This window comes from Pontibacter rufus (assembly GCF_015694705.1).
GTDB lineage: Bacteria > Bacteroidota > Bacteroidia > Cytophagales > Hymenobacteraceae > Pontibacter > Pontibacter rufus.
In genome coordinates, this window is record NZ_JADQDR010000011.1 from 1 (window position 1) to 23,073 (window position 23,073).

25 protein-coding genes and 1 pseudogene are annotated in these 23,073 nt (G+C 45.2%); 9 read left to right on the forward strand and 17 right to left on the reverse strand.

Annotation, left to right across the window (positions count from 1 at the left end; genetic code table 11):
- Positions 1 to 323: 323 nt before the first annotated feature.
- The 7 genes from I2I11_RS17095 to I2I11_RS17125 all read right to left on the reverse strand — a co-directional run bounded on the left by I2I11_RS17095 (position 324) and on the right by I2I11_RS17125 (position 5,398).
- Positions 324 to 1,178 carry an SDR family oxidoreductase gene (locus tag I2I11_RS17095; RefSeq protein WP_196268964.1) on the reverse strand — a complete coding sequence of 285 codons (855 nt, stop codon included), beginning with the start codon at positions 1,176 to 1,178 and terminating at the stop codon, positions 324 to 326.
- Positions 1,179 to 1,282: 104 nt separating this feature from the next.
- Positions 1,283 to 1,954, reverse strand: coding sequence for an alpha/beta hydrolase (locus I2I11_RS17100; RefSeq protein ID WP_196268965.1), 672 nt, complete (start codon positions 1,952 to 1,954; stop codon positions 1,283 to 1,285).
- Between the two features lie 27 nt (positions 1,955 to 1,981).
- Positions 1,982 to 2,815 carry a 4,5-DOPA-extradiol-dioxygenase gene (ygiD, locus tag I2I11_RS17105; RefSeq protein ID WP_196269097.1) on the reverse strand — a complete coding sequence of 278 codons (834 nt, stop codon included), beginning with the start codon at positions 2,813 to 2,815 and terminating at the stop codon, positions 1,982 to 1,984.
- Positions 2,816 to 2,930: 115 nt separating this feature from the next.
- Positions 2,931 to 3,383, reverse strand: a complete 453-nt coding sequence (locus I2I11_RS17110; RefSeq protein WP_196268966.1) for a DoxX family protein — start codon at positions 3,381 to 3,383, stop codon at positions 2,931 to 2,933.
- A 19-nt stretch (positions 3,384 to 3,402) separates the two neighbouring features.
- A complete protein-coding gene (locus tag I2I11_RS17115; RefSeq protein ID WP_196268967.1) occupies positions 3,403 to 3,975 on the reverse strand; it encodes a YceI family protein in 573 nt (190 codons plus the stop codon).
- A 73-nt stretch (positions 3,976 to 4,048) separates the two neighbouring features.
- Complete coding sequence (locus I2I11_RS17120) at positions 4,049 to 4,711, reverse strand: NADPH-dependent F420 reductase (protein ID WP_196268968.1); 663 nt, start codon at positions 4,709 to 4,711, stop codon at positions 4,049 to 4,051.
- 105 nt (positions 4,712 to 4,816) lie between these two features.
- Complete coding sequence (locus I2I11_RS17125) at positions 4,817 to 5,398, reverse strand: Crp/Fnr family transcriptional regulator (protein ID WP_196268969.1); 582 nt, start codon at positions 5,396 to 5,398, stop codon at positions 4,817 to 4,819.
- Between the two features lie 543 nt (positions 5,399 to 5,941).
- Here I2I11_RS17125 and uraH point away from each other — a divergent pair.
- The 3 genes and pseudogenes from uraH (at position 5,942) to I2I11_RS17140 (ending at position 8,590) form a co-directional block, all read left to right on the forward strand.
- Positions 5,942 to 6,219: pseudogene (uraH, locus tag I2I11_RS17130) on the forward strand (hydroxyisourate hydrolase).
- Positions 6,220 to 6,837: 618 nt separating this feature from the next.
- Positions 6,838 to 7,929: an amidohydrolase gene (locus tag I2I11_RS17135; RefSeq protein WP_370583004.1), complete on the forward strand. Its 1,092-nt coding sequence runs from the start codon at positions 6,838 to 6,840 to the stop codon at positions 7,927 to 7,929.
- A gap of 19 nt (positions 7,930 to 7,948) precedes the next feature.
- Positions 7,949 to 8,590, forward strand: a complete 642-nt coding sequence (locus I2I11_RS17140; protein ID WP_196268970.1) for a trimeric intracellular cation channel family protein — start codon at positions 7,949 to 7,951, stop codon at positions 8,588 to 8,590.
- A 338-nt stretch (positions 8,591 to 8,928) separates the two neighbouring features.
- Here I2I11_RS17140 and I2I11_RS17145 read toward each other — a convergent pair whose 3' ends face one another.
- The 6 genes from I2I11_RS17145 to I2I11_RS17170 all read right to left on the reverse strand — a co-directional run bounded on the left by I2I11_RS17145 (position 8,929) and on the right by I2I11_RS17170 (position 15,083).
- The gene (locus I2I11_RS17145) at positions 8,929 to 9,462 is read right to left on the reverse strand and encodes a dihydrofolate reductase family protein (RefSeq protein WP_196268971.1); all 534 of its coding nucleotides are present in this window, start codon (positions 9,460 to 9,462) and stop codon (positions 8,929 to 8,931) included.
- 81 nt (positions 9,463 to 9,543) lie between these two features.
- Positions 9,544 to 10,278, reverse strand: a complete 735-nt coding sequence (locus tag I2I11_RS17150) for a helix-turn-helix transcriptional regulator (protein ID WP_196268972.1) — start codon at positions 10,276 to 10,278, stop codon at positions 9,544 to 9,546.
- A 121-nt stretch (positions 10,279 to 10,399) separates the two neighbouring features.
- Entirely contained in the window at positions 10,400 to 10,729 is a 330-nt protein-coding gene (locus I2I11_RS17155) for a hypothetical protein (RefSeq protein ID WP_196268973.1), read from the reverse strand.
- 929 nt (positions 10,730 to 11,658) lie between these two features.
- Positions 11,659 to 11,877 carry a tyrosine-type recombinase/integrase gene (locus I2I11_RS17160; RefSeq protein WP_370583005.1) on the reverse strand — a complete coding sequence of 73 codons (219 nt, stop codon included), beginning with the start codon at positions 11,875 to 11,877 and terminating at the stop codon, positions 11,659 to 11,661.
- 285 nt (positions 11,878 to 12,162) lie between these two features.
- Entirely contained in the window at positions 12,163 to 14,127 is a 1,965-nt protein-coding gene (gene gyrB, locus I2I11_RS17165; RefSeq protein WP_196268974.1) for a DNA topoisomerase (ATP-hydrolyzing) subunit B, read from the reverse strand.
- 320 nt (positions 14,128 to 14,447) lie between these two features.
- Positions 14,448 to 15,083, reverse strand: coding sequence for an SIMPL domain-containing protein (locus I2I11_RS17170; protein WP_196268975.1), 636 nt, complete (start codon positions 15,081 to 15,083; stop codon positions 14,448 to 14,450).
- A gap of 142 nt (positions 15,084 to 15,225) precedes the next feature.
- On the opposite strand from I2I11_RS17170, the gene I2I11_RS17175 reads away from it, so the two are divergent.
- Positions 15,226 to 15,555: a DMT family protein gene (locus tag I2I11_RS17175; protein ID WP_196268976.1), complete on the forward strand. Its 330-nt coding sequence runs from the start codon at positions 15,226 to 15,228 to the stop codon at positions 15,553 to 15,555.
- A 244-nt stretch (positions 15,556 to 15,799) separates the two neighbouring features.
- A complete protein-coding gene (locus tag I2I11_RS17180; protein ID WP_230680386.1) occupies positions 15,800 to 17,290 on the forward strand; it encodes a P-loop ATPase, Sll1717 family in 1,491 nt (496 codons plus the stop codon).
- A gap of 199 nt (positions 17,291 to 17,489) precedes the next feature.
- Here I2I11_RS17180 and I2I11_RS17185 read toward each other — a convergent pair whose 3' ends face one another.
- Complete coding sequence (locus I2I11_RS17185; RefSeq protein WP_196268977.1) at positions 17,490 to 18,269, reverse strand: phytanoyl-CoA dioxygenase family protein; 780 nt, start codon at positions 18,267 to 18,269, stop codon at positions 17,490 to 17,492.
- Positions 18,270 to 18,540: 271 nt separating this feature from the next.
- On the opposite strand from I2I11_RS17185, the gene I2I11_RS17190 reads away from it, so the two are divergent.
- From I2I11_RS17190 to I2I11_RS17205, 4 genes are all read left to right on the forward strand, one after another.
- The gene (locus I2I11_RS17190) at positions 18,541 to 18,924 is read left to right on the forward strand and encodes a hypothetical protein (RefSeq protein ID WP_196268978.1); all 384 of its coding nucleotides are present in this window, start codon (positions 18,541 to 18,543) and stop codon (positions 18,922 to 18,924) included.
- A 212-nt stretch (positions 18,925 to 19,136) separates the two neighbouring features.
- On the forward strand, positions 19,137 to 19,577 hold the full coding sequence (locus I2I11_RS17195) for a hypothetical protein (protein ID WP_230680387.1): 441 nt from the start codon (positions 19,137 to 19,139) through the stop codon (positions 19,575 to 19,577).
- Positions 19,564 to 20,250, forward strand: a complete 687-nt coding sequence (locus tag I2I11_RS17200; RefSeq protein ID WP_196268979.1) for an SCO family protein — start codon at positions 19,564 to 19,566, stop codon at positions 20,248 to 20,250. Before I2I11_RS17195 ends, I2I11_RS17200 begins: the two co-directional genes overlap by 14 nt.
- Positions 20,237 to 20,647, forward strand: coding sequence for a c-type cytochrome (locus tag I2I11_RS17205; RefSeq protein ID WP_196268980.1), 411 nt, complete (start codon positions 20,237 to 20,239; stop codon positions 20,645 to 20,647). Before I2I11_RS17200 ends, I2I11_RS17205 begins: the two co-directional genes overlap by 14 nt.
- A 212-nt stretch (positions 20,648 to 20,859) precedes the next feature.
- On the opposite strand, the gene nudC is transcribed toward I2I11_RS17205, so the two are convergent.
- The 3 genes from nudC to I2I11_RS17220 form a co-directional block, all read right to left on the reverse strand.
- Positions 20,860 to 21,819: an NAD(+) diphosphatase gene (gene nudC, locus I2I11_RS17210; protein WP_196268981.1), complete on the reverse strand. Its 960-nt coding sequence runs from the start codon at positions 21,817 to 21,819 to the stop codon at positions 20,860 to 20,862.
- Positions 21,820 to 21,850: 31 nt separating this feature from the next.
- Positions 21,851 to 22,423, reverse strand: coding sequence for a heme NO-binding domain-containing protein (locus I2I11_RS17215; protein ID WP_196268982.1), 573 nt, complete (start codon positions 22,421 to 22,423; stop codon positions 21,851 to 21,853).
- Positions 22,424 to 22,511: 88 nt separating this feature from the next.
- Positions 22,512 to 22,925, reverse strand: a complete 414-nt coding sequence (locus I2I11_RS17220; RefSeq protein WP_196268983.1) for a hypothetical protein — start codon at positions 22,923 to 22,925, stop codon at positions 22,512 to 22,514.
- Between the last annotated feature and the right edge of the window lie 148 nt (positions 22,926 to 23,073).

A 23,073-nucleotide genomic window follows, 5' to 3' on the forward strand; every position in this document is an offset into this window, starting at 1 on the left:
AGCAGGCTTGTTGAAAGCAAATTTGCATTCTCTTCGCTTATGGTAAAGATATGAGGTTCGATATTTCACTCCTTCGGTCTACTACAATGAAAAGCCGCTTCACATCAAATGGAGCGGCTTTTTTGTTTTCAGAGTAACAGAAAAAAAATTTCTTCTATTGCTGTCCCTTGTTACCCCTTAAGCTCTGTTCAACTTAGTTGCATTAAAAGCTCATCCCTTTATTAAACTGTATATTGATGTATGACGGGCTATTTTTAACAAAGGCCTTTAATTAGTCTAATATGTCTACTTATTAATCTTAGCTATAAAATATCAAACATAGCCTATACCACTCCTTTTAACGTTTCATCTACAGTGTCAGACAATGGCGTGGTTGGCCGCCTGATCAGTTTAGAAAGCTGTCGGCTGTCATTATGCAAAGCACCCTCCGAAGCAGAAACATCCCAGCCGGCAATGGCCTGAGCCAAGCCTTCCGGTAGTCCGAAGCCTGCCAGTGCACTTGCATACTCTGTTTCCGGCAGGTTCTTATAAGGAATGTCTTTGCCGGTCTGGCGGGAAATCTCGGCTGCCAGATCACTCAACGTATACGCTTCGTCTCCAGCCAGTTCGTATACTTTGCCTTCGTGACCTTCTCCGGTCAGTACCGCAACTGCTGCATCAGCAAAATCTTCTCTGGATGCAGATGAAATCTTGCCTTCTCCGGCACTACCCATAAAGGCGCCACCTGCAAGCGCTCCTTGTATCGAGCCGGTATAATTCTCAGTGTACCAGCCATTTCGCATAATGGTGTAAGGTATACCTGCTTCTTTCAGCATAGCTTCTGTTGCGCGGTGCTCATCAGCAAGGCTAAGGGTTGAAGTGTCTGCATGGAGCAGGCTGGTATAAACGATGTGTTTTATACCACTTATTTTGGCAGCTTCAATCACGTTCTTATGCTGAGTAGCACGCAGCCCCACCTCGCTGGATGAGATCAAAAGCAGGGTATCTATGCCCTGCAAAGCGCTGTTCAGCGTTTCCGGTTGGGTATAATCCGCTTTCCGGACTTCTACGCCCAATGCTTCCGCTTTTTGCGGCGTACGTACCAGCGCTACAATTTTATCCGGGTCTACCTTTGCTTTTAGTTTTGCAACAACTAGCCTTCCTAACTGGCCTGTTGCTCCTGTGATACCTATTTTCATAATTATTATTTGTAGTTTATACTTTAGTTTTACTATTTAAGCAAAGTACTTATACCTGCTATTGTCAGTTGTTACTGAACTCAAGGGAAAGTAACCGACCACACTTAAGTTAGGTTCTTCAGCCAGTCACGTACATCTACTATTAACTCTCCTGTGATCTGATGTCCCATATTTAATTCATGGTAATCAGGTGTAATCCCTTTACCTTCTAAAAACACTTTTGCTTCGCGGGCATAGTGTACAGGCAGGGTGCCATCTTGCGTGCCATGCGCTATCAACACATTCAGGTTCTTCAGTTTATCCGTATCTGTAACCAAAGGTCTTATTTCCTCAAGTATTCTTCCACTGAAAGCGATTACTCCGCTCACCAGTTCAGGCTGTGTCAGGCCAATCGTGTAACTCATGATGGCGCCTTGGCTGAATCCGCCCAGGTATACTTCATCTAAGTTATACTTCGCTTTTACCTGCGCTACAAACTCCTGAATAATGTTCCGGCTCTGCGATTCCTGTGCAGCGTTTATCTCCGGCTTACCCGTTGAAAAACCGACCTGATACCAGGCAAAACGTTTTTCTCCCAGTACAAAGGGACCACGCGGCGAAATTACCGTAAAATTTTCAGGTATGTAGGGTGCCAGGCTCATCAGATCCTGCTCGTTGCTTCCCACCCCGTGCAGCAGGATCAGCGCTTTTTGCTTTTCAACACCTGCAACTGCGGGGCGCACTAGGTATTTTAGCACCAGGTCCGATTCAGCTACATTAGTTTGTTGGCTTTCCATATTCTGATATTTTATACTTTATCATTATTATCCGATCTTCACCGACGTCATAGTCAGTGAGCCGCCCACTACTTTGTCGTTAAAGAAAGTAACATCGTCCATCGCACCTTTCAACCCTAGGGTATACATCAGCGGCCAGTAGTGCTCCGGCGTTGGGATAGCGAGTGCGGCTTCTTTGCCAAGGCTATCATATTTTATCAGCTTGTCGTGGTGGCCGTTGCTGATGAGATCTTTAAATGTCGAATTTATCTGCTTCGCCCAATCATAGCCGTATTCCGGCTCATTCATTTTGTCCCAGGCCACCATGCGCAGGTTGTGCACCATGTTGCCGCTTCCCATGATAAGCACTCCTTTTTTTCGAAGGCTTGTCAGTTCTTTCGACAGATCGTAATGGTACTGCGGACCTTTGGTGTAATCTATACTTAGCTGCAATACCGGAATATTGGCTTCCGGGTACATGTGCCGGATAATGGTCCAGGCACCGTGGTCCAGTCCCCAGTCATGGTCCAGCGCTACATCAGCCGATTTGATAATAGAAGCTGTTTCCCTGGCCAGCTCCGGGTTGCCCGGCGCCTTATACTGCACATCAAACAGCTCCTGCGGAAAGCCGCCAAAGTCGTGGATGGTTTGCGGAAAATCCATGGCCGTAATGCGGGTGCCTTTGCTCAGCCAGTGTGCCGAAACTACAAGCACCGCCTTGGGTGTAGGCATCTCCTTAGCCAGCTTTTTCCAGTACTGGCTGAAAACGTTGTCTTCTATGCCGTTCATAGGTGAGCCGTGTCCGACAAAAAGAACTGGCATCAGCTGCTCCTGCTCGCTTAAGTTATCTGTAAATCTGTTAAATGCTGCTATCGTTGTCATACCTGCTACTCCTGTAATTAATGTTTTAATGAACTGATTCCTTTTCATAAAAGCTCAGTGTGTTTAATATGAAGTAAAGAAAACCTCCTCTTCCTGCTGAAATGCTCACAAAGAATTATTCCATAGAAAGCCTTCTGACATAAACCGCCTCCGATAACTTTTGCTGCAACAAATGGTCAAGAGCGTATTTACCGCTACCCATAAATAAGAGTGTTATGTAAGGCAACAGGTAAAGTATAGCTAGCTCTTTCTGAGCAAACGGATCTGCGCCGTGCACAAAAAATGCAGCCACCAGCATGGTAATGATCAGTGGAATAACGGCCAGCCTTGTTCCCAGTCCGACCAGGATCAGTACAGAGCAAGCCACTTCGGCAAAAACGGCCAGGGTAAGAGAGCTTGCTGCGCTTAGTCCAAAAACAGCCGGAAACTGTAACGCATCACCGGAGAAAAGCATCTCCAACTTAGGTAAGCCGTGGGCCAGCATCAGGCCGGCCACACTTACTCTTACTATCAGCAGCGCCACATGTTTATTACCGCTGCCCAGATAAAAATTTATGAACTTTCCCATAGTTGGTTTCTACTATTACTTATTGAATGAATTCGCCATCGGCCTTGATGCGTACTTCGTCGCTGATCATTGGAGCCGGGAAGCCACTGCCCAGGTTAAAGTCGGAGCGCTTGATCGTGCCTGTTACCTGGAAACCTGCTGTTTGTTTTTTGTTCATCGGGTTTTCAACTGTGCCCCTGTATACCATGTCCATTGTAACGGGCTTGGTAATACCGTTCATGGTTAGGTTGCCAGTGATTTTGTAGTTGTCCTTGCCCTGCTTTTTAACAGAAGTACTCTTATAGGTCAGGGTTGGGTATTTTTCTGCGTGAAAGAAATCTGCGCTCTTCAGGTGTGTATCCCTGTCTTCTACTTTGGTATCGATAGATGCTGTTTTTGCTGTCAGTTCAACTACTGCGTCACTGAAATCCGGTTTAGCAGAAGTGATCTTCACATCGAAGTCGTTGAAGGTACCGGTCACATCGGCAATACCCAGGTGAGAAACCGTAAAGCCAAGCCGCGAATGAGCGTCATCATTCGTCCAGGTACCGTTCAGGATCGTGAAGGCCGAAAGAGAAAAGAAAGCGAATACTATAACTAATAACTTTTTCATTTTGATTTAAATGTTTGTGGTTGAATAAATGGTGTGAAGGTGTAACCCAATGGATTACTGAATTCTGATGGCCTTACCGGTGTAAGATCTTCCAGCCTGCCAGCCAGTTGTAATCATACTTCATGTTTAACTGAATGAGCAGCAACTGCATACGCTCCAACGTACCGCTCACAGCCAGATCACCCGCTATGACGGGATTAAAACCGGCGGTGCTTACCAATTCAGAAACGGTCTGCAAGGCCTCCCCGTCATTGCCTGCTATAAAGGCATCTGCCTGCTTGCCATCTATCACCGGTGTGGAGAAATCAGCGGCAAAAGTGGTGTTGAAAGCCTTTATTACTTTTGAATTTGGCAACAACTTCTGCAATTCTTCAGCGGCGCTGGTATCAGGCGCTGTTACTAATCCATCATAAGTGTCGTTCAGTGGGTTGGCAATGCTGATAACGATCTTCTGGTTGGCTACTTCCCGTATCTTTTGGGCTACTTTTTCTTCAGCAGCATAAGGAACAGCTGCGATGATGATGTCGGCTTCCCAGGAAGCATCCACAGCGCAATCTACTGTTTCTACCGTGGCGGCTGGCTTACTTTTTTTAATTTCATCTGCAACAGCCTGCACTTTGTCTTGCTCACTGGCGCAAAGAAGTAATCTGTAATTGCCCTTTGCCAGGCTTTTTGAAATGGCAGCCCCCATGTTTCCGGAGGCTCCAATAATGGCGATTGTTTGTATTGTCTTCATAATTATTATCTTTTAACAATACAAAGGTACGGCCACGAAAAGCCCTGCGCATTGCGCCTTGTCAAGAAAAACCCTTGACTTTTGTCAATGAAACAGAAGGGGGCTTTATTTACGGTCGGCCATTTTCTTTCTTACCCGGCTCAGGGTTTCGGGCGTCAGGCCGATGTAGGAGGCGATCATGTGCTGCGGCACGCGCTGGGCAATGTCCGGGTACGTTTCGGTGAAGCGGGTGTAGCGTTCATCTGCAGGCAAACTGATGTTAGAGGTCAGGCGCCGTTGCAGGGCAATGTAAGCACCTGTAATAAGCAGTCGTATGTATTTTTCGTATTTTGGCTGAGTTCTGAGGAGTTCTTCGTGCGCAGTGCGGGTAATCAGCAGTAGTTCGGCATCTTCCAGGGCATCGATGTTATAAGTGGCAGGTTCAGCAGTCAGGAAGCTGAAAAGGTCCGAAATCGTCCAGCCTTCTATAGCAAACTGAATGATGTGCTCATTACTGTTTTCGTCGACAGTGTAGGCGCGAAGTGCCCCTTTCTCTACAAAGGAGATGGCTTTGCACACATCCCCTTCCTGTAAGATGTATTGTCTTTTCCGTAATTTCTTAGGAGTAAGGTATTCTTTTATCTGCTCCTGCTCTTCGGAAGTAAGCGGAACCTTCTCATTAAATTTCTGAAAGAAAAGCTCGTTCATTGATTGTTTGAGTATAGAGAATTTTAAATCTGCAGCCCATCTGGCACACAAGTATAATTCATAATTATAAGCAGATATCCTACAACTTCAGTTTCACATAGAGGCTAATAAACAAGATTCCTTTTAAATCTGCAATTATCCTTACTATCTCATAATATTCTATACATATCATATGGCACAAAACTTACTAAAATGAAAAATCAGAACACTGTAAGCTAGCTAGTAATAGCTACATGCGGTATACTTCTTCTCTCCTGCTACAGCGAACAAGCTGATCAACAAACAGCGTCTATACAGAGCTCCAGGAACCAGAATACAGGTTCACAGACAACCACAGAAAATCAGCAACCCGTTGAAGAGTGCTTACACAGCTTATGCTCCCTGGACTTTCAGTTCTACAACAACCAGGATTGGGATGCTTTTTTAGTTTTATCCCTGTTGTTTCTTCTGGCAACAAGCGTAGCCTTTGCACAGACCAACCCCTACCAGTTATCAAGTCATATTCTGGATATTTCTACCGGTACACCTGCCAAAGGAGTTCCGGTGAGGTTAGAAAAGCTGGATGAGAAGACCCAAGTATGGAAGCAGCTGGATGAGAAAGTAACAGACGAAAACGGCGCATCAAGGAGTTCCTATCCACCAAAAAAGATAACAAAGGCGTTTATCGACTCCGTTTTTTAATGGCTGATTATTTCAAAAGCCAACATACCGAAAGCTTCTATCCGTTTATTGAGGTAGTTTTCCAAATCAAAGACAGCGAGCATTACCATGTTCCTATCACAATGCCTCCTTACGGTTACGCTACTTACAGAGGAAACTAATACTACTTCAATAAGAGCCATCACACGGGTTACTTCTTTAGCCCGTGCCACGCCCCGGCTAATTCCTTCTTATTCTTTTCAAGCTCATGCCTCGCTCCCTTCCTGAAGCAGGCATGGGCCTGCTTTTTACAAACTAAACTTGACTTGTAGCTTTTCTGATTTCCGGGAGCTAACATTCGAGGCTGTTTTAAGGCTTATAGTTCACCTGGTCTGAAAAATCAAAAAGGCGTGGGTAAAGTTCCTTGGTGAAAAGGCAGCTAAGGAAACAAAGCAGGTAGAATAAAAGCCGTCCTATAAATTTATGGCCCGGACTGATAGTATAAATATACGGTATGCAGCCGGCATTGGGCTGCTGTTTAACGTATTTATGATTGTAGTACAATCCCGATGAGCAGCCCGAAAGATGCGATTGCATTATCCGATTATAATTTTCCGATCAAATTAACCTTACATGTATGGACATTCCTCAAATAATAGCTTTCAATACTAAGCTGGACAGCTTTATAGATCAGCTGCTGCCCGAACTCGAAGCGATCTATAAAGATATTCATCAGAACCCGGAGTTGTTTCCGGACATCCAGGATTGCTGCAGATTATTTAACCCGATACCAGTTCAAAGTGACAGCGGGTATCGGGGTGACCGGTGTAGTAGGTATAATGAGGAATGGAGACGGGCCTGTGGTGATGCTTCGGGCGGATATGGATGCGCTTCCTGTTACAGAAGACACGGGGCTGCCTTATGCCAGTACGAAGGTAGCCAGAGATCCGGAAGGAGTTGAAGAAGGCGTGTCGCATGTATGCGGACACGACCTGCATGTTACCTGGCTGATGGGTGCAGCCAGGTTATTTTCGGAACATAAGGACCTTTGGCAGGGAACGTTGATGGCCGTCTTCCAGCCCGGCGAAGAAGTTGGCCGTGGGGCGCAAAGTATGATTGATGATGGCATGATGGATCGCTTCCCCAAGCCGGATATTATTCTGGGGCAGCACGTCATGGTGGGCGAAGCTGGTACAGTTGGTCATCGCAGCGGTGCTATTTTATCTGCCGGAAACAGTCTTAAAGTGAAACTTTTTGGCCGCGGCGCACATGGTTCCCAGCCACAAACCTCTGTTGACCCCGTGGTGATGGCGGCAGCTACCACCATGCGTTTGCAAACCATTATTTCGCGTGAGGTAGCGCCCATAGAAAATGCCGTACTAACCGTTGGCGCCTTACAGGCAGGTACCAAAGAAAATATTATCCCCGAAGAGGCCACACTGAAGTTAAATATCCGCACCTTTAATGATGTCGTACGTGACCATATCCTTTCAGCAGTTAAGCGAATATGTTGTGCGGAATGTGCTGCCTCCAATGCACCCAGAGACCCGGAATTTACGGAACTGGACAGTTATCCGCTTACGGAGAATGATGCCATGGCCACCGCAAAAGTAGCTGAAGCCTTTGAAGCACAGTTTGGGGATAGATCTTATGAGACCAAACCAGCTTCTGCCAGCGAAGACTTCAGTGTTTTTGGGCGGAACTGGAAAGTGCCATATGTTTTCTGGTTTGTAGGTGGAACCGATCCCCAAACATACCTGGAGGCAAAAAAAGCAAATAAAATAAATTCCATACCTAGCAATCATTCGCCTAAATTTGCGCCTGTACTAAACCCGACCTTAAAAACCGGCTTGCTAACGATGATGACAGCCGCTGCAGCCTGGTTCAATTAACGGGGCTTGGATTATCAGGATGAAAGAACTACACTCTTTATATTATGTACTCGAACTGGCAGGCACTTTTGCTTTTGCCATAAGCGGGGCAACGGCCGCAAGAAAACGCAACCTTGACCTCTTTGGAATCTGCGCGATAGCCTTTACAGTGGCCTGCGGCGGCGGTATTATCCGCGACCTTTGTATCGGGGCTATTCCACCGGCCGGATTAACGAACTGGCATTATCTGGTTGTGGCCATTATTGCTGCCGGGCTAACCATCAGATTATATCCTGTTGTGCAGCGGCTTAACCGCCCGGTACTGTTCTTCGATGCCGTAGGCTTATCATTGTTCGCTGTAACAGGTGCAGAAAAAGCGCTGACATATGAACATAACGGAGAAGTTGCCATTCTGCTGGGCATCACTACAGCTGTTGGAGGCGGCGTAATACGTGATGTTTTACTCACCCGGATCCCTGTGATTATGGAAAAAGAGATTTATGCATCGGCTGCGCTACTAGGTGCTGTAATTGTAGTTTTAGGAAATTATCTGAATTGGATACCAAGCGATTGGGTAGCGATCATTGCTTTAACCGCCTCTTTTACCTTACGAATGTTGGCGCTCCATTTTCATTGGAACCTGCCTACTCCTTCAAATGATAAAACCGGGGCGGATAAATAAAATATCAGGTAATGTATTATAAAGTATAAACCACTTTCCCATTCCGCACAATACTATATGATAATTCAGGTAATGGCTTGTTGCTAAAAGCAAAACTATTTAACCTTGAAGTAAGCCATTAATCTCACCAAAACTTGATAGAAAAGGTCCGATAATTCTATCTGACGGGCTACCAATAGGGAGAAGCCAGTTTCACGACTGCTTTTCCCTCTTTCTATTTGCCCCGTTTTATGCGAAATAATGTTGTTCCTTAAATCAGCCTTATTTATAGTTGTTGGGTTTTCTGGTGTATACCGGCCTCGTACAGGTAATAGGTAAAGCTCTGGCGGTTTGCTGTTCTATGACTTACGTTTGTAATGCAGCTGCGTTAATCCTGTATCAAATGTTTTTGCCTGCACAAGTTCAAGTAGTTGTTCAGGTCTTCCGTCTTTGAATAGCCTTGTTCCATTACCAACCAATATGGGAATGACGGAGATAATAAATTCATCAATTAAATCATTTTTTAAAAGTTCATTTATTATTTCCGCTCCCCCGTCACAGTAAATATTTTTCCCGTTTTCTGATTTTAGTTGTTGCACCAGTTCATATATGTCACCTGTGTAGAACTGCGTTTTCCCAACACCAGGCCTGTCTTTTCTTGTTATGACGTATACATTTCTTTCTCCGTTGTCGTAGTGAGATGGACCTATTTCTTTTGTCACCCAATCGTATGTTTTTCTGCCAAGTATGATGGTATCTATCGTATCGGTAAATTCTTTGTATCCATAGTCTTCTCCTTCTTTTTCCATTAATTTCAGAAAACTAAGGTCATCATTGGGTTTTGCAATGTAGCCATCTAAACTTGTCGCTATAAAAATTGATAATTTTCTCATTTTCCTTTAATTGGTTTGTTTATGTTCCTCGCTGCAAAGTGAAGAGGAGGCACTCCTTTTTACTTTGGAAAAAACGACAAATTAAAGTTGCGATGGTGAAAGTCCGGTGTTGCGTTTGATTTCGTTTGTAAGATGCGAATGGTCATAAAAACCACACTCAAAAGCAATATCTAATAAACTTTTATTATTGTCTAAGTTTTTAATTCTAGTCAAAGCATTCTGAAAACGGACAATATTTGCATACGCTTTAGGTGTAATTCCAACGTGAGTTTTGAAATTTCGCTCCAGCTGTCTTATTGATGTGAAATTTCTTTTGGCAATTTCGTTTATGCTTAATTGCCCGTTCGAGTGGTGAATATCGTCAATAACCGTTTGTAACAGTCTCTTTTTGCTCTGTAATCTGTCAATAAAAAAGCTATTCAGATAGTGAACTGGGTTTTTAGTGGTTTTATCAACGTCGAACGAATATGTGTTTTCAAGCTGAACAGTTTTGTCTGTGAGTTCATTTTGCGGAGCATAATTATAAAAGTTGGAGAACGCTCCGGGCTTAAGGCAGACACCAAACAGATGTGTGTCGCTTTCAATGAAACTGTCTTTAAATGATGTCATTGCTCCTGCAACATACGTCTTACCAAAATTCATTACAACTGTACCGTTGTCAGTAATACAAGTACTTCCTGCATTGAGAACCAAACCGGAACATCCATCAGGGAAATTTCGCTCCCAATATCTGTCATTTTCATCACCTTTCAACTCCCAAAAAGAATGAATGTATGGCTCTAATGCAGTACAGGGTTTTATTTCATTATATTCCATAGATTATAGAATCTCGTTTTACAATTTCGGTCAACGTTCTTGGCTAAACGACGGCGAGGGCCGCCGTATAGGTGTGGTTAGGCAAAGGAAGTTTTTTAAACACTTATTGTAAAATCTTAACTCATTTTAAAATTACAACCAGTATTGAACAGCCAACTAATATATATCCCCAATATTCCATGGGAATAAAAAATAATTCATGTTTGGTTTTAAAGGTAACTTCTTGCCTTGTTTCCTTGTCAATAAATACTTTTCCTTTCTTATTATTAAGACCTTTACCAATTAAACCTATTATTATTCCTGCTATAAAAAATGCTACTACCATTGGACTTTTATTTTCCTGATAGTAGTTTTCATCATTAGTTAACGATTCGCTAATAAGTTCACCTGCAAGTAGTGCCAAAAATGTAATGACTACTACTAAAAAGCCCATGCCTCTCCAAATTATCATATATTTAAATTTTTACATTATTTTGCCTAGCGTGTTTGTGCATAATGTGGGCAAGGCGTAGCCAAAGCCTAAATTATGCACCTTGTTGGGCTATCGTTTTTATACTATTAACTTAGTGACTCATGCTACTCTAAATCCAAGGGAAGAAACTAATATGTTTCACATGCTTATTTATATACTTATTTAATAAATGACAAATAAGAGGCAAAGATTGAATGTACTCGACTTAATTGTCGCTTCTCTCTACCTATACTACCGAAAGAGAGAAGACCATTTTTTAAGCGCATTTTGGGCTAAGTTTTTTTTGGCAGTCATTTCTACTTTATTCATCTTTATTCCAATTAGAGTCATAACTCAGTATGTTCCTATAAATTGGCGATGTAGTTTTGATAATTACCTGTTGATAGTGTTTTTCCTCCTATGGGGAGTAATGTATGTAGTATTAAGTATAGGTACTATCCCGTTTTCGGACCTTGCCAGTATTGAGCTACAAGCCGATGAGTACAAGAGAGGTAATCGTTTAGCTACCGTATGTACAGTAATATGTTTTGTTATGTTTGTGTCAGTAATGTTTTTAATGGGGCCAAGCGGAGCAGGATGCTGACATAATTTAGGTAAGCCTCCAAATGCAAGTATAATAAAGTCAGCTCTTCTATCCGTTCGTCTCAAAACCTCTCAGCAGTTATTTGTGCTGGAAATCAACACTCCTATGATTTGAATGCAGCCCAACTATAGTGTATAAGGAGGACTTCCGGTTATTGGCCCTTTAGCTGGAATGCTCGGAGCCTGCTTTTTACAATCTTCAGGCTTCAGATAAGGCACCGACTTCATGCTTGTATACATTTTAAAATAAAGATATAACACTTCTATACATTATCAAGCGGGCTTACAATACTTTTCAGTCCGTGGCTGGTGATGTGGTTGTAAATCTATGTGGTCTTGCTGCTCTTGTACCCCAGCAGCGACTGAATGTAGCGTAGGTTTATGCCCTGCTCCAACAAATGCGTGGCAAAGGAACGCCTGAGCGTGTGCGGCATGGCTTTTGTCTTTACCCCCATCTTTTCCTTACAGGCATGAAAGACGCTCCTTAGGCTCTCTGACGTGTACTGCCCGCCATGTCGTCCTTCAAAAGCCACTGCTTTGAGCACTGTAAGCAGGGCATGTATGGACGCGTGGGCCGGCGGCAGGGTAAAAGCAGCGGAGCGCCGGCACCCAGGTGGCTGTGTTGCTACACTACAGGCACTCCTATGTCTTTATTAAACTGAAAGCTAAGTTGTACCAAAGCTTTGCCATCCTACCCGAAGAGAAGGTGCTCGTCGTAAATCACCAGCCTTTTACGGAGCAGAAACTCAGGTAAAAGCACCACAAAAAGCAGCGGCTGTACCTCAGGAGAAGTACAGCCGCTGCTTTTTAAAGTATGAGAGCCGAAAAATTTATACGTCTATGCGGGCATACTTGGCGTTGCGCTCAATAAAGTCGCGGCGCGGCCCTACTTCGTCGCCCATCAGCATCGAGAACAGGTGATCAGCTTCGGCCGCCGACTCAATCGATACTCTCTTCAGGCTGCGGGTATCCGGGTCCATGGTTGTATTCCAGAGTTGCTCAGGGTTCATCTCGCCCAGACCTTTGTAGCGCTGCACGCCCACACTGTCTTCACGGCCTTTGCCCAGTTCCTGTATGGCATTTATCCGGTCCTGCTCGCTCCAGCAGTAGCGCTCTTCCTTGCCTTTCTTCACCAGGTATAGTGGCGGAAGCGCGATGTAGATATAGCCGTTTTCTATCAGCTCTTTCATGTAGCGGAAAAAGAACGTCAGAATCAGGGTACGGATGTGAGAACCGTCCACGTCAGCATCCGTCATGATGATTACCCTGTGGTAACGCAGTTTTGTCATATTCAGCGCCTTGTCGTCGTCTGCCGTGCCGAAGCTCACGCCAAGGGCCGTAATCATGTTCTTGATTTCGTCGTTCTCGTAGATGCGGTGCTCCTGCGCTTTCTCCACGTTCAGGATTTTACCGCGCAGCGGCAGTATCGCCTGAAACTTACGGTCGCGCCCCTGTTTGGCGGAGCCACCGGCTGAGTCGCCCTCTACCAGGTATATCTCGCAGTTTTCCGGGTTATTATCGGAGCAGTCGGCCAGCTTGCCGGGCAGGCTGGTGCTGGACAGGATGCTCTTGCGCTGCACCATTTCGCGGGCCTTGCGGGCGGCAAAACGGGCCTGCGCCGCCAGTATAACTTTCTGTACAATAATACGGGCCTCTTTCGGGTGCTCCTCCAGGTACTCATTCAGCATCTCGCCTACCGCTGTATCCACAGCGCCGGATACTTCCGAGTTGCCCAGCTTGGTCTTGGTCTGGCCTTCAAACTGCGGCTCCGCCACTTTCACCGAGATAACGGCTGTTAAACCTTCACGGAAGTCATCGCCGGCAATTTCAATCTTCACCTTGTCCAGCATACCGGATCTATCGGCATAAGATTTCAGGGTACGGGTAAGCGCGCGGCGGAAACCGGCTACGTGCGTGCCGCCCTCAATGGTATTGATGTTGTTGACGTACGAGAAGATGTTCTCGGCATACGAAGTATTGTACTGCAGCGCAATCTCTACGGGCACGCCGTTTTTCTCGCTCTCGACATGGATAGGCTCCGGAATCAGGTTTTCGCGCGTTTCATCCAGGTATGTCACAAACTCCTTCAGGCCGCCTTCAGAATAGAAAGAATCCTTGTTGATGGGTTCGCCCTGTTCGTTGCGTTCGCGCAAATCCTGCAGGTTAATGCGTATGCCTTTGTTCAGGAACGACAGCTCGCGCATGCGGCTGGCAATGGTGTCATACTTAAAATCGGTAGTGGTAAAGATTGACGCATCGGGCAGGAAACGCGTGGTGGTACCTGTTTCGTCTGTCTCTCCTATTTCACGTACCGGGTATTGCGGCGCCCCAATTTTGTAGGCCTGTTCAAATACTTTTCCGTTGCGCCGTACGGTTACAAGCAGGTCTGTGGAAAGTGCATTTACGCACGATACCCCCACACCATGCAAACCGCCGGAAACTTTATAGGTATCTTTATCGAATTTACCGCCGGCATGCAGCACCGTCATTACAACTTCCAGGGCTGATCGGCCTTCTTTCTGGTGAAAGTCTGTAGGTATCCCGCGCCCGTTGTCGGACACGGTTACGGAGTTATCTTCGTTGATGGTTACTGAAATTTCGTCACAATGACCGGCCATCGCTTCGTCGATGGAGTTATCTACAACCTCCCACACCAGGTGGTGCAGCCCCTTTATACCGATATCGCCGATGTACATGGCCGGGCGTTTGCGAACCGCCTCCAGCCCTTCCAGTACCTGAATACTATCTGCTGAATAATTATTGGCTATTTGTTTTGTTGCTTCTACTTCACTCATGTGTGTTATACTGTAGATTAGTAGGTAAAATTACTACTTTTATTTTGTTTATACTATACTTTTGGCAGCCTTGCCTGCTGCTGTACAAGCATCGCTTCTGCACACCGGCAGTGCCGCAGGTATAAGCGCCTGATTATTAACAAAAATGCCCCCTGTTTAGTGCCTGTAACAGGCGGTATTCCTCTCTAAAATACAAAAAACTGCAGATAATAAGCAGCCCGGCTGAAGTATAATACAGTAGGCCTGATGTGGCAGCAATAGTGCGCTCCAGCACTTGCAGTTGTATGTACTGTCGGGCTGTTTATACTTGTCCGGGCGTTTTAATCTAGCCGGGCTTTCACTCTTACCCGTGCCACCATTCTCCGGTTAAAATCATAATATTCGGGACCATAGGGCGTGGTATTATCCAACTCCTCTATGCTGACAATCTCATACGTGCGGTTTTTGCCTGACAGGAAGGTAAGCTTTGCTTTTGCGTCGCTGAGCGCCTGCTGCAGCATCTGCTGCTGCAATTGCTTTTCGCGGTCCGGCTCCAGGTACGAACCGGTAATGTTGATGCTGAACGGAAAACTGCGCTGCAACAGGTCCGCGGAAATCCGGCTATACAACGCGCTGTCTTTTACAGATAGCAGGTAGGTGACACTGGTCTGGTACATGTCTTTGCTGATTCCGTGGCCCGTTTGCCCGGGCATGTAGTTCACGTAAATACTTTCGTTGGTTTTCACCATGCCGGGCACTTTCTGCCGCAGCGAGTCGGCCCAGGCTACAAACTGGTCGCGTGTATCCAGGGGGCCATTATACGACAGGTTCAGGCGGTAGCCTGTTTCGGGCATTTGCTGTTCGTGCTGTCCGATTACCTCCACGTAATTCTCATTGCCGGTTTCCCGCAATTCGCAGCTGCTCAGGGCAAGCCATCCGGCAGCGAGCGCCAGTGTGGTCAGGTGCATTCTTTTCATAGTGGTACAGGCTTGGTATATATAGCTTTTAAATAACGAAAAAATGGCCGGATGATTTTATTTCCCGCGCTTAAAATTTCAGGAAAAGAGATGCCCCAGTTCAGCTGTTTTTTGCGGAGATTTGTGCATTAAACCCAATATTATGCGAACCGTTCTGCTGCTGCTTGTTTCCAACATCTTTATGACTTTTGCCTGGTACGGCCACCTGCGCTTCAGGGAAGTAGCGCTTTGGAAAGTAATACTGGTGAGCTGGCTTATCGCTTTTTTCGAATACTGCTTTCAGGTGCCGGCCAACCGTATTGGCTACGGGCAGTTTTCCGCTTTTCAGCTCAAAACCATACAGGAGGTCATCACACTCACGGTATTTATCGGTTTCTCGGTTTTATACCTGCGCGAAGAACTGAAATGGAACTACATTGTTGGTTTTGTGCTGATACTTGCGGCTGTCTTTTTCGTTTTTAAAAAGTGGTAAGTATAGGCTTGTGTGCGTGCTTCGAAAGCCTGCAGGTATTATCAGCTACCTGGCAGTTGATAATACCTGCTTGCAGTAAAACTTTTTACAAATTTATAATTTAATTCTGCTATATTTCTATTAATAATAATGCATCTCCAGCTTTTTGGAAGCCTCGGCTTCTCCCTACATAATGCAGAAAAGCGTAGGTTCACGTTAAGTTATAAGCAATATTAAAAGACAAACCCGACAAATAAAATAAGATATGATAGACATCAAAGAATGGTTACCTGAATTTGAAGTTTCAGCAGAAACTGATACCGAACTTCAAGAATATTTTCTATTGACACCCGAATTAGAAAAAATAATAAACAGTAAATATTGGTTGCTTCTAGGCAGAAAAGGAACGGGAAAGACGGCAATTTATAAATATCTGGAAAAATCAAATCCCTCAACGATAAATAGCAATATTGTTGTGTCGTTAAATTTCAAAGACTATCCATGGCCAGCCCATAAGTTATATAAAGAATCTATTGCAGGTGAGTTAAGTGCATATCAAAAAAGCTGGCGTTTTTTATTTTTTGTAAAACTTATCTCACGTTTAGTTGAAGTTAAAGAAAACAATTCTGAAAGTCTTTCCAAAGAATTAAAGTGGGCAAAAAAATACATTGAAAAAGTTTTCGGAAATCCTGACCCAAGTATTATGGAAGTGTTATTTTCAAAACTTGCTAGGATTAAAAAACTTGCTGGTCCAGGAATGGAACTTGATGAAACAAGTTTCAATGTAGGTGAGGTTTCATTTGACGATGTTGCTGATAATAAAGAACTACAAAGCACATTAAGGTCAAACGCTTTTACTCTGCTGTCATTTTTCGAGACAATATTTAAAAATAATGTAGGAGACAAGAAGTTCCTAATCATACTTGACCAATTGGACGAAAATTGGTTAAATGGTGAAATAGATGAATATAGCAAAGTCTTAATCAACTTAATAAATGTTTGTAGAAATATTGGAATCGATGACACCCTGAAAAAGAATCTCAAAGTAATCCCATTTTTAAGGACAGATATTTATGAAACTTTACGATTCAACGACAAGAACAAATTGTATCAAGACAGTGCAATTGTACTTGCATGGGACAATGATTCTTTAGACACAATGTTCTTAGAACGAGTTAAAAAATACAAACCCGAAGAAGTTGAGCTTGAATTAAACAAAAAATGTGATTCTTTATTTGAAGCATCTTATGTTAGACAAGGGACACCACCATTTAAATATATTACGAGGCGTTCGTTCTTCAGACCTAGAGATGTTATTATTTACTTTAATAACATTAGAAAAAAGCATACGCCTAACAAAACAGGACTTTATACAACAACGGAATTATATGACGCAGCAGTTGATGCATCAGTTAGTGTTTACAATGAAATAATTGATGAATGGTCTAATCAGTTTCCTGATATTGAAAAGTTATTTTCAGTATTACAGATAATTCAAGTAGAAACATTTACTTATTCAGAATTTGAGAATAAATATAAATTAGAGTTTCCTGATGCGACAGAAGGCAATTTGCGTAAGCACATCAATTTTCTGTTTGACAATTCAATAATAGGACAGAAAAAACAAGGACGTTGGGAATATCTATCAAGTCTACCAAATTTAAAAATGAATATTGAAAAACCATTTAGAACGCATCAATCATTGAAATATCGTTTGCAACTGACTGAAAGTAGACCGGGACAAAATGACGAATGAAAGAACTACTGCTCATGACAGGCGTTTGGCAAAAAAGCGAGTTCAGTGCTTAAATGAAGCTTTGTGCTTCGTATCAAGTTCAGTGCTGGCAGAAAGTTTAGTGCTTCGAAATCCACTTCTTCGCCAAGCGCCAAACTGTTAGCGGCAGCCCTAAAAGATGCTGCCAAACCGACAATATCTTCTGACCAACATTTTCCGGCTACTCCAAGGCTAAACGAATTGCCTGTTCAACCGGAGCATAGCCGGCACCCGAATCTGCAATGGTTAATTCATCCCGAAGCAACAAAGGAGGCTGCGCCATAAATTTAGGCGTGCTACCTTTGTGGGCCTGGGCTGCATGCACCAGAAAAGGATGACACAAGTAAACTGTACCGGCCTTACCGGTTGCATAAACTTCTTCGCGAGCAGGAAGTTCATGCAGCTTACTTGCCAGCGCCATAAAAGAAAGACCGGCATCACCCTCTTTATACAAGAGCTTTGCAACATCGATGTGTGATTTCTTGTAAATAACTGTGGGGGCATCATTTTCACTGACATCTGAATACAAAACCAACATCAACAAGGCTCTGCCTTTTGATTTGACGTTAACACGCCATTCGAAATAATTGGCAGGGTCATGGCCCGGGAAACTTGCATCGACATGTTTCCCGGTGTCGTTTGGTTGCTGTCGGGATGGAAATCTAACGGGAAAGGTGCCCACACTTTGGCAAGGCATCCATTTACCAGCACCAATCAACTGATCAAAAGCTGCATGTAATTTTGGTGTATTCACTGAATCTGTAAAGGAGCGTTGCGTGTACATTCCCAGGCGAATGACAGGCTCCGTCCACGAACCAGGATCTGTTCTTTCGAAGGGAATGTCTTTCCATAAAATATCCACAACCTCTTCAGCCATTTGTAAAGGAAAAGCATTATCAATGCGGATAAAACCATCGGCAATAAACTGCTCAATATCTTTTTTACTTAATCTGCCTGCCATAATATTCAGGTTTTTAGACTATGAAGCAAAGCGAACCTACATCGGGCAACATGACTTTATTCAATAAACAAATTGACCATACCTGGACAATAACAGAGAAGGAATCAGAAAAGATTAGTAAGCCACGGCTCAGGAGCTAAGCCCGGAAGGAATAGTACAGCCTTACCGTCATTTTAACAGCACAAATATAAAATAATCTTCAAACTGTCAATAAGTATAAGCAGTCCCTCATAAACTTGCACTTGCCAACCTGCGGCTATACCTTTGCAGTATGTGGCGAAGCTACGCAACCGGCCTGAGTTTTTTAATCATCTACCTGCTGATGACGTTCCGTTATCTGGCTCCGGTAGTGCATTACCAGCTCAACTATACTTATATGGCCACTGAGCTCTGTGTAAACCGCGACAAACCCATTGCCATGTGCAACGGCAAATGCGCCCTTAAAAAAGAATTGCGGCAGCTACATACCGGCAGCAATGCCAAAGATGCACTACTACACTTCGTCAGCACCTATCATATGGCAGAAGCATTGCCCAATGCGGCCATTGCACTCCATCTGCCTTTTATGCCGCCGCAGCTACCCCCACAGGACGGCTATACCTCAAAGCGGCAATGTGTATCTGTGCTGCCGCCTTACCACCCGCCACAGGTATAAACTGGCTTACCCTGCCGCCGCAAAGTATATAGGCAAAATCAAACACGCATGCTGTTTGTTGTTATTTTGATGCGTGAAAAAGACCAGGCACAGTTCTTTTGATGAACCGGCGCCTGATTCCGTATGAACTGTAAACTTTTCAATTTGCACGCGGCGCATGTCCTTGATATTCTTTTATTGATTTACTTTTATTGATTCTATACTTCGCAAGTATGCTAACTATAAAAAAGCTATTAATACTGCTTGCTGTGCCCTGTGTGCTCCTGACTGGTTGCAACAGCGGGCCATCTGCACAGGAACAAAAGGCAGCACTGGAGGGGCAGGTAATGCAGGTACACGACGAGGCAATGGCCAAAATGAGCCAGACCTACCACCTGCGCCGCGATTTGCGCGCCCTGCGCGACACGCTGGAGGCACAGCAGGCCGACTCGGTTGCCCTGCAGCAGTTGCAGCAACACCTGCAGCAGCTCAGCAAGGCCGATGAAGCCATGATGGACTGGATGCACCAGTACCACGCCCCGGACAGTATGGCACACCAGCAAGCCATGGATTACCTGCGCCTGGAGCAGGAAAAGATAAATAACGTGAATGCCAAAATGGACAGCGCCATCAGCGCCGCCCGCAAAACCTATACTGCTTATGAACAGAAATAACAATAAACCTATCTTTGAGCGTCTGATAGCTGTGCTGGCCCTCTCTGCCCTGCTGCTTTATGGCTGCGACAGCAAAACCGGCAACACGGAGCAGACACTGCCCATACTTGGGGAGCGGCAAATAGTGGAGCGCCAGGTAAACGGTCAGACCGTGGAAGACACAGCCTACTTCACCATTCCCCGGTTTGCCTTTGTAGACCAGGACAGCCAGCAGGTTACCAACCAGACTTTCGACAACAAAGTATATGTTACTGATTTCTTCTTTACGACCTGCCCCTCCATTTGTCCTAAAATGAAAACGCAGATGCTGCGCGTGTACGACAAGTATAAAGACAATCCCGATGTGCTGCTGCTTTCTCATACCATCGATCCGGAGCATGATTCGGTAGCGGTGCTGAAGGATTTTGCGGAGCGGCTGGGTGTATCTTCGGATAAATGGCACTTTGTAACCGGCGACAGAGACAGCATTTATGCCATAGCGGAGAAGTACCTGGTGCCGGTGCAGGAAGATGCGGGCGCGCCGGGCAATTTTACGCATGGCGGCCATTTTATGCTGATAGACGGCAACCGCCACATACGGGGCGTATACGACGGCACCGATCCCGCCGAAGTAGATCAGCTCATGAATGACATCCCCTTGTTGCTGAAAGAGACACGGCATGAGAAAAAGTAGACTGGCAGCGGTGATGCTGGGCCTTGGCGCCCTCATCACCCTGACCCAATGCTTCACTGACAAGCAGAACGAAGGGGAGCGCGTATACGCCGCCAATTGCGCCAGTTGCCACATGGACGATGGCAGCGGCCTGCGCGGTGTTATTCCGCCGCTGGCCAACTCCGATTACCTGGCCTCGCACCGCAAACAGCTGCCCTGCCTGGTGCGCCAGGGCTTAAACGGCGAAATAACCGTCAACGGCATCCACTACAACAGGCCCATGCCTGCCTCCGAAAAGCTGCGCCCCGACGAAATTACAAACCTGCTCAACTACATCCAGACCAACTTCGGCAATCAAAACGAACGCTATACCATGCAGGAAGTAAAGAAATATCTTCAATATTGCCCGCAATACTAAGTATAAGGCAGCTTGCGCTATATAAAACAGACCGGTTTCTGGTAATTAAAACTATCACTGTTCTCTCCAGGGAGCTCACCCTAAGAAAAAATAAAAGTGTATGGTGCTGGTGCCAGCTTTTTAAGGTTACCTGTATCTAATCAGTCTTTTAGAGGCTGAGGATAGGTTATTTTTCTTCAGCGAAAGTAAATAGCACTCTGGCTTAAGTATGATTAAAGATTCCGTTCAGGAAGGCCCTGCATCACCTCCTCCAGTTGATGGCCTGGCGCAGCATTGTACCAGTCGCGGATCAGGCGATACGAAATAGATACCTGCGGCGGCAACAGGAAAGTACCCTGCTGCAGTCCGTCTGCAATTTCCTGTCGTGTAAACCAGCGGGCATCTTCCATCTCGTTGTAATTTACGGCCAGGCTGCGGCTGCTGGCCGTGGCCATAAAGCCTGCCATAACAGAAGCCGGAAAAGGCCAGGGCTGCGAGGAATGGTACGTTATACTGGCCAGCTGCACTCCTGTTTCTTCCATGGCTTCGCGCGCTACCGCCTGTTCCAGCGTTTCACCGGGCTCCAGGAAACCGGCCAGCGTGGCGTAGCGCGACTTAGGCCAGGTGGCCTGCCGCGCCAGCAAACAGGCATCGCCTTCGGAAATCAGCATTATCACAGCTGTGTCGGTTCTAGGGAAGTGAAGTTTGCCGCAATCCGCATTAGAGCACTGCCGCACATGGCCTGCTTCAATATTGTAGGTTGGCGCACCGCAGTTGGCACAGAAGTGGTGGCCCAAGTGCCAGTGTACCATGGCACGGGCATAGGCAAGTATGGCGCTCTGCTCCTGCGGCAGCTGCAGGGCTACATCTTTTAAGTCCCGGAACAGGTATGACGCAGTTTTCGGATACTTTGCTAATACATCCGGATGCTTTTCAAAACCGAGCGCAAAATAGGGCACCTCATCTGCAACACCCAGAAATACTTTTGCTTTGGCCACCGGCTCCAGCACTTCGGCCTCCTCACGCGGGAGCAGTACGGCCGTTATACTATCCTCCTGCTGCACAAAAAGGTTCAGGCTGTCATGTATAAGTATAATCCGGGCCTGCGGGTGGTTCCAGAGATGCGTTTGCTGTGCCGCGTCAGTCCGTGCTTCAAAATCGCGGTTCAGCGGGTTATGCGAAAAGTAATTCATGTTTTGAACAGCTTTAAATACCGGAGACAAATCAGGTCAGAAAATCTACCTTTATCTGTACTCTTTCCTCGTCGGCGGCTGTAAGGCGGGTAACGGCTATTTTGTCGCTTTCGTTGTAATACCGGGCAATACCCATGATGATGCCAACAGCAACGCCGGACATCCTGCGCTTAGAATAATAATCAACGATTAGCTGCCTGCTGCCTTTTTTGGTTACCAGCAGCATGGGCGGATTTGTGCGGCTGTCCTGCTTCTTTACGGCACCATGCATACTCCTTTCCGTATTCAGCAGCATCTCGTAGGTGCGCCAGTCGGGGTGTATGTATTTGTTGTAAATTAAAAGCAGGTCTGGTACCAGGAACTCACCAAACTGCTCCATAAGTTCATAAGCAGAGATGCCGGTTGTTTCAGAAGCTTTGCTGATAATGGCAAACAAGTCCCTGGTCGGGTACATTTCGTGCATCTGGTACAAAGAATTCTCATGGCCTGTTGACTCGAGTAGTTTTACCCAGGTACTGTAATCATACAAGCCCTCAATAAATCGTTTTAGCAATACGAAGATAGAACCATGCATCCTGTCTTCACTGTCTATATTTTTCTCCATCGGGTTGTCAGCGCTAAGTATACAGTGAATACTATGGTGCAAAGTTAACCCTGAAAAGAAGATATTAAAGAATTTATTGACCTTTAACTTACATGCTGCCCGTCAGCCACGCGACGGCGTCTGCTTTGCACGTAAAGTTTTTTATCAGAAAAGGGAGCAGTTGCGATTCCTCAATATGCCTGACATTGTTCTGGGCTGCTTCCTCTAAAGTGGAATTATATGATTCCAGGCGCGCAACTTTCTGCACACGGGTTTTCATAACACCCATCGCCAGGTACATGGCTATCTCCCGGCTTTCTTCCTCGCTTACAGAAATAACGGTTCTCGTAGAATCCAGTATAAGCCTTTTAACATCATAGCTTTTAATGATATCCACGATGATGTCGATGTTATGCTTTATTTCGAGAAGCAAATAACCATGCAAATCCGGGTACTCAATCTCTAAAATGTCAGTAGCAGGGTTGTAGTCTAATTTTACAATACTGTTCTGAAAAAGGACCATCTAAATAGTTTAAAGTATAATGTAAATATAGGAGTTTTTATTTTGGATGCCTTATGCTTATCTCAGAGATTATTTGAAAGATAAAAGTATGAAACAGTTCGTTGTAAGCAATCCGGTTATAGCTCCGCATCTGTTTCAATTAATTTCG

What these genes read in the sequence shown, in the direction of transcription:
- I2I11_RS17095 (WP_196268964.1), bottom strand. Translation starts at nt 1,178, where the DNA reads ATGAAAATAGGTATCACAGGAGCAACAGGCCAGTTAGGAAGGCTAGTT.
- I2I11_RS17100 (WP_196268965.1), bottom strand. Translation starts at nt 1,954, where the DNA reads ATGGAAAGCCAACAAACTAATGTAGCTGAATCGGACCTGGTGCTAAAA.
- ygiD (WP_196269097.1), bottom strand. Translation starts at nt 2,815, where the DNA reads ATGACAACGATAGCAGCATTTAACAGATTTACAGATAACTTAAGCGAG.
- I2I11_RS17110 (WP_196268966.1), bottom strand. Translation starts at nt 3,383, where the DNA reads ATGGGAAAGTTCATAAATTTTTATCTGGGCAGCGGTAATAAACATGTG.
- I2I11_RS17115 (WP_196268967.1), bottom strand. Translation starts at nt 3,975, where the DNA reads ATGAAAAAGTTATTAGTTATAGTATTCGCTTTCTTTTCTCTTTCGGCC.
- I2I11_RS17120 (WP_196268968.1), bottom strand. Translation starts at nt 4,711, where the DNA reads ATGAAGACAATACAAACAATCGCCATTATTGGAGCCTCCGGAAACATG.
- I2I11_RS17125 (WP_196268969.1), bottom strand. Translation starts at nt 5,398, where the DNA reads ATGAACGAGCTTTTCTTTCAGAAATTTAATGAGAAGGTTCCGCTTACT.
- I2I11_RS17140 (WP_196268970.1), top strand. Translation starts at nt 7,949, where the DNA reads ATGAAAGAACTACACTCTTTATATTATGTACTCGAACTGGCAGGCACT.
- I2I11_RS17145 (WP_196268971.1), bottom strand. Translation starts at nt 9,462, where the DNA reads ATGAGAAAATTATCAATTTTTATAGCGACAAGTTTAGATGGCTACATT.
- I2I11_RS17150 (WP_196268972.1), bottom strand. Translation starts at nt 10,278, where the DNA reads ATGGAATATAATGAAATAAAACCCTGTACTGCATTAGAGCCATACATT.
- I2I11_RS17155 (WP_196268973.1), bottom strand. Translation starts at nt 10,729, where the DNA reads ATGATAATTTGGAGAGGCATGGGCTTTTTAGTAGTAGTCATTACATTT.
- gyrB (WP_196268974.1), bottom strand. Translation starts at nt 14,127, where the DNA reads ATGAGTGAAGTAGAAGCAACAAAACAAATAGCCAATAATTATTCAGCA.
- I2I11_RS17170 (WP_196268975.1), bottom strand. Translation starts at nt 15,083, where the DNA reads ATGAAAAGAATGCACCTGACCACACTGGCGCTCGCTGCCGGATGGCTT.
- I2I11_RS17175 (WP_196268976.1), top strand. Translation starts at nt 15,226, where the DNA reads ATGCGAACCGTTCTGCTGCTGCTTGTTTCCAACATCTTTATGACTTTT.
- I2I11_RS17180 (WP_230680386.1), top strand. Translation starts at nt 15,800, where the DNA reads ATGATAGACATCAAAGAATGGTTACCTGAATTTGAAGTTTCAGCAGAA.
- I2I11_RS17185 (WP_196268977.1), bottom strand. Translation starts at nt 18,269, where the DNA reads ATGGCAGGCAGATTAAGTAAAAAAGATATTGAGCAGTTTATTGCCGAT.
- I2I11_RS17190 (WP_196268978.1), top strand. Translation starts at nt 18,541, where the DNA reads ATGTGGCGAAGCTACGCAACCGGCCTGAGTTTTTTAATCATCTACCTG.
- I2I11_RS17195 (WP_230680387.1), top strand. Translation starts at nt 19,137, where the DNA reads ATGCTAACTATAAAAAAGCTATTAATACTGCTTGCTGTGCCCTGTGTG.
- I2I11_RS17200 (WP_196268979.1), top strand. Translation starts at nt 19,564, where the DNA reads ATGAACAGAAATAACAATAAACCTATCTTTGAGCGTCTGATAGCTGTG.
- I2I11_RS17205 (WP_196268980.1), top strand. Translation starts at nt 20,237, where the DNA reads ATGAGAAAAAGTAGACTGGCAGCGGTGATGCTGGGCCTTGGCGCCCTC.
- nudC (WP_196268981.1), bottom strand. Translation starts at nt 21,819, where the DNA reads ATGAATTACTTTTCGCATAACCCGCTGAACCGCGATTTTGAAGCACGG.
- I2I11_RS17215 (WP_196268982.1), bottom strand. Translation starts at nt 22,423, where the DNA reads ATGGAGAAAAATATAGACAGTGAAGACAGGATGCATGGTTCTATCTTC.
- I2I11_RS17220 (WP_196268983.1), bottom strand. Translation starts at nt 22,925, where the DNA reads ATGGTCCTTTTTCAGAACAGTATTGTAAAATTAGACTACAACCCTGCT.